This is a genomic window from Methylibium sp., assembly GCF_031393925.1.
Taxonomy (GTDB): domain Bacteria; phylum Pseudomonadota; class Gammaproteobacteria; order Burkholderiales; family Burkholderiaceae_C; genus Methylibium.
The window spans coordinates 1-4,686 of the sequence record NZ_JANMWL010000166.1 but is presented as its reverse complement, the minus strand read 5'-3'; the positions used below and the strand labels follow the sequence as shown (position 1 = coordinate 4,686).

The following is a 4,686-nucleotide window of genomic DNA, read 5'->3' as shown; positions in this document are numbered from 1 at the left end:
GATGCTGGCCTTGGCCCAGCGCGACGCCCAGCCGCTGGGCGTGGCCCTCATCGACCTCGACCACTTTGTAGCCGCGGTCCATCAGGTGGAACGCGCCGGCCTCGAAGGCCAGCATGTCCAGCACGTTCACGTCGTGCAGCTTGCCGTCGCTGATGTGGATGAAAAGCAGGGCCGATGCTGACTCGTGGTCTGCCGGCTGCGTTCTGCCCACCGAGCAGGCGCGGGGAAGGTAGGCTAACGGCCCCTAAGCCGCAACCCGCCCTCGATCGTGAAGCCCCCTCCCCGCCAACCCACCCTGATCCCGCTCGAACCCGGCGCCCCGGTCGCACCCGCCAGCGGCCTCACCGCACTCGACCGGACGATGACTTCCGAGGATGCGCTGGTGTACGACGCGCTGTGCGCTTTGCAGGCGCCCTCGGGTTCGACGCGCGTGGCCGAAATGTTGGCTGCAGCCGGCGTGCGCACCGAGCGCGGCGCCGCCTTCCACCAGCCCGAGGTCAAGCGCCTGCTCGACCGCCTGCTGGCCGCCGGCCACGCCACGCGGGACCAGCAAGGCCGCTTGAGTGCGGCAGCGCCGCATGGGCCGGCGCGGTTCACGGAAATGATGCGCGAGCCTGCTTGCGCAGAGGCTTGGTTCGAGGCCTGGCGCAAGCTCACCAGCTTTGATCACACCTACTCGCTGGGCTTTCAAGAAGAAGAGCAGCTCGCCGCGGCGCTGCGCCTGGTGATCTTCGGTGGCAAGTCGCTGCGCCATCTGGAGCGCCTGGGCGAGCTGGCCTACAGCAACACGCAGTTGATACACGGCGCGCTGCGCCGGGCGGTGCTCGAGCCCTTCGACGGCGTGTTGTTCGGCCGGCTCGAGCCCGCGCTGCAGGCCGAGCTGGCCGATCGCATGATGTTTGTGCTCAGCGGCTTTGCCGAAGCCGCGAGCAAACCGCTTGAAGACTGGCTGTTGGCGCGCAGCGCAACTGCGCCCGCCTCCCTCGCGCCGGACCTGCGCTGCCGGCTGGCCGAGACGGTGATGTTTCGTGGCGACTTCGCCGCTGCCCGGGCGCTGTGTACGGGCATCAAGGGCGTCAGGGTCGACGTGATGCGGGCCGCGTTCGACCTCGCCGAGGGGCATTGGGAGAGCGGCGCCACGCAATTCGAGGCGGCGCTCAAGCTTGCCGCAGCCGAAGTGGGCCGGCGCAAGAACCTGGTGTCGCCCTCGCTGGCCTGGCTTTACGTGATGGCGCTACTGGCGCAGCCCGCCCCCGCCGCGTGGACCAAGGCGCGCAAGTTCGCAGCCGCCGAGGGTGGCAAGACCGACCCGTTCGGCCTCTGGAAGGTCTGGCAGGAGGCCATCGACCAGCGCCTGGGCGACGCCCCCAGGGAGCACGACCTCTTCTGCCTGAAGCGCCACGAAGGCTCGGGGCGGCAGTCGCTGCACTACCTGCACCATCTGTTGCTCGCGGCGTGGCTGCGCGTGGAGGTTGCCGCGCCGGCCGTGCTGCGCACCCACGTGCAGACATTGTCAGAAGGGTTCGACCGCGCCGAGCTGGCCTGGCTCGCACGGCTCGTGCGGCGCGCCGGTGCCACGCTGCTGGGCGAGGCTGCGGCGCCGGCCGATGCGGGTGCGCCTTTTTTCATCGGCGCGGCGCAAGACAGTTGGCGCGAGGCGCTGGCCTCGATCCTGGCGCTGGGCGGCGGCGCGGCCGGCCCGGCGAGCGGGCGCCAGGGCACATTGCAAGACCGCGTGATCTGGGTCGTCGACGCCGGCGCCGACGGGCGCATCAAAAGCCTGGAGCCGATGGAGCAAAAGGCCGGCGTGCGCGGACTGGGCAAGGCCAAGCCGGTGAGCTTGGCCACGCTCATCAAGCGCAAGGACCTGCCCGCCCACGACGCCGCGGTGCTGCGTGCGGTCAAGCGCGAGCCCTATGGCAACCGCGTGATGCTCGACACCGCATCGGCCGTGCAGGCGCTGGTGCACCACCCCTTCGTGGCCTGGGAGCGCGAACCGACGCAGTTCATTGAAGTCGTCGAGTCCTTGCCCGCGCTGGAAGTCATGACCCGCGGCGAGTTCATCACCTTCGGCCTGCTCGACCCGCTGCGCGGCGAGCAGATCGAGTCGGACGAGGACGACGAAGACGAAGACGACAGAGACGTCGACGAATTCGTTCGCCGCTTGACGCAGCGCCTGCGCCCGCAGCGGGCGCGCCTGGACAACGTCCTGCTGCTGCCCGACGGCCCCACGCGCGCGCGGCTGGTGCGGCTCACCCCCGCGCAACTGCGCGTGGCCGAGCTGGTGTCGCAAGGCTGGAAGGTGCCGGTGGCGGCGCGCGCCGAGCTGGACGCGGCGCTGCGCGTGTTGGCGGCGCACTTCCAGGTCGCCAGCGACGCCGAAGCCGGCCATGAGGTGCAGGCCAGCAGCCTGCTGCATGCCGAGTTGACGCCGCAGGGCAGCGGGCTGGCCCTGAACCTGCTGGCCGCGCCCTTTGGCGACTTCGGTCCGCGGCTGGCACCCGGCGGCGGGCGCGAGCGCGTCACCACGGTTCACCTGGGCGTGACACTTTCGACCCGGCGCGAGCTGGCGCGCGAGCGCGAGGCCGTGCAGGGCCTGCTCGATGCGGTGGACTTCCTTGACGACGGCGCGCACCACTGGCTGCTCGAAGAACCACAAGAGGCCCTGGCCGCGGTGGAAGCCCTGAGCCGGCTCAGCGCGACCATCGTGAGCGAGTGGCCCAAGGGCAAGCCCATGCGCGTGCGCGCGGTGCCCGACGCGGCCGTCAAGCTGCGCGCCACCAGCACCAAGGGAGATTGGCTCGAGCTCGAAGGCGAGTTGCAGCTCGACGACGGCGAGGTGTTGCGCCTGCAGCAACTGCTCGAGCTCGCGCAGGCGAGCCGCAGCCGCTACGTGGCCCTGGGCGAAGGCGATTTCCTGGCGCTCGGCGACGCACTGCGCCAGCAGCTCAGTGACCTGGCGGCGCTGGCGCAATCGCACCAACAGGGCCAGCGCCTCTCGGGCGTTGCGGCACTCGCGTGGCAGGCCAGTGGCCACGGCCTCACGCTCGATGGCGACACCGCCTGGCGCAAGCGCAGCCAGGCCTGGGCCGCGGCACAGGAGCGCGTGTTCGAGCTGCCCGCGGGGCTGGGCACGGAGTTGCGCGATTACCAGCTCGAAGGCTACCGCTGGCTGATGCGGCTGGCAGCGAGCGGCTTCGGCGCCGTACTGGCCGACGACATGGGCCTGGGCAAGACGGTGCAGACACTGGCGATGCTGCTGCAGCGCGCCGCGGGCGGACCAGCACTCGTCGTCGCGCCGACTTCGGTGTGCGGCAACTGGCTCATCGAGGCGGCGCGCTTTGCGCCCGGCCTGCAAGTCGAGTTGTATGGCGACGTGCCGGGCGGCGACGGGCTCGGCGCAGAAGGTGTCGAGGACGAACTGGTTGACGCGCCCGAGCCGGCGCCGGACCTTGCGCCTGATACCGCGCCCATCACGGACACCGCGACGGCAGCAGCGCCCGACAACGCCCGCCGCGCAGCCCGTCGCCGCCAGGTGCGCGCGCTCGGGCCCGGGCAATTGCTGGTGTGCTCCTACGCGCTGCTGCAGATCGATGCCGACATCCTGGCCGCACCGCAGTGGCACAGCGTGGTGCTCGACGAAGCCCAGGCCATCAAGAACCCCACGACCCGCCGCGCCAAGGCGGCGCTGGCGCTCACGAGCGACTTCAGGCTGGCACTGACCGGCACGCCGATCGAAAACCGCCTGGGCGAGCTGTGGTCGATCATGGGCTACTGCAACCCCGGCCTGCTGGGCAACGCCGAGCAGTTCGCGCGGCGCTTTGGCAACCCGATCGAGCGCACCGACGACCCGCACGTCAAGGCGCAGGCCTCACGCCGGCTGCGCCGCCTGCTCGCACCGTTTCTCTTGCGCCGCACCAAGGCCGAGGTGCTGACCGACCTGCCGCCGCGCACCGAGATCGTCCACGAGGTGGTGCCCGGCCCGAAGGAACGCGCGCTGCTCGAAGCGCTGCGCCAGCAGGCCGAGGCGAGCGTGAGCGCGGCGATGGCCGCCAATGCCGGCGGCAACCGCGAAGGCCAGAACCAGTTCCACGTGCTGGCGGCGCTGACGCGTCTGCGCCGCGCCGCCTGCGACCCGCGCCTGGTGGCGCCCGAACTCGGCATCGTCGGCGCCAAGGTGCAGGAGTTCGAGCGCCTGGCCATCGAGCTGGTGGCCGGGCGCCACAAGGCGCTGGTGTTCAGCCAGTTCACCGACTTCCTGGCGCTGCTGCGCCAGCGGCTTGATCAGGCGGGCCTCGCCTACCAGTACCTCGACGGCAGCACGCCGGCCGCCGAGCGCACCAAGCGCGTCGCCGCCTTCCAGGCCGGCCAGGGCGACCTGTTCCTCATCAGCTTGAAGGCGGGCGGCTTCGGCCTGAACCTGACCGTGGCCGACTACGTAATCATTGCCGACCCGTGGTGGAACCCTGCCACCGAAGAGCAGGCCAGCGCCCGCGCCCACCGCATCGGTCAACAGCGGCCCGTGACGGTGTACCGGCTGGTGACGCAGGGCTCGATCGAAGAAAAAATCGTGCGCCTGCACCGCAGCAAGCGCGACCTGGCCGAAGGCATCCTCAGCGGCCAGGACGGCGCCGCCGCGCCGATCGACGCGGGGCAGTTGATGGAGTTGCTCAAGGCGCAGTGAGG

2 protein-coding genes are annotated in these 4,686 nt (G+C 70.9%); one reads left to right on the top strand and one right to left on the bottom strand.

Annotated features, from left to right (window positions below):
- Positions 1 to 211: hypothetical protein (locus RMO12_RS09250; protein ID WP_309639071.1), on the bottom strand; the 211-nt coding region annotated here is incomplete at its 3' end.
- 57 nt (positions 212 to 268) lie between these two features.
- On the opposite strand from RMO12_RS09250, the gene RMO12_RS09245 reads away from it, so the two are divergent.
- The gene (locus tag RMO12_RS09245) at positions 269 to 4,684 is read left to right on the top strand and encodes a DEAD/DEAH box helicase (protein ID WP_309639070.1); all 4,416 of its coding nucleotides are present in this window, start codon (positions 269 to 271) and stop codon (positions 4,682 to 4,684) included.
- Positions 4,685 to 4,686 lie beyond the last annotated feature (2 nt).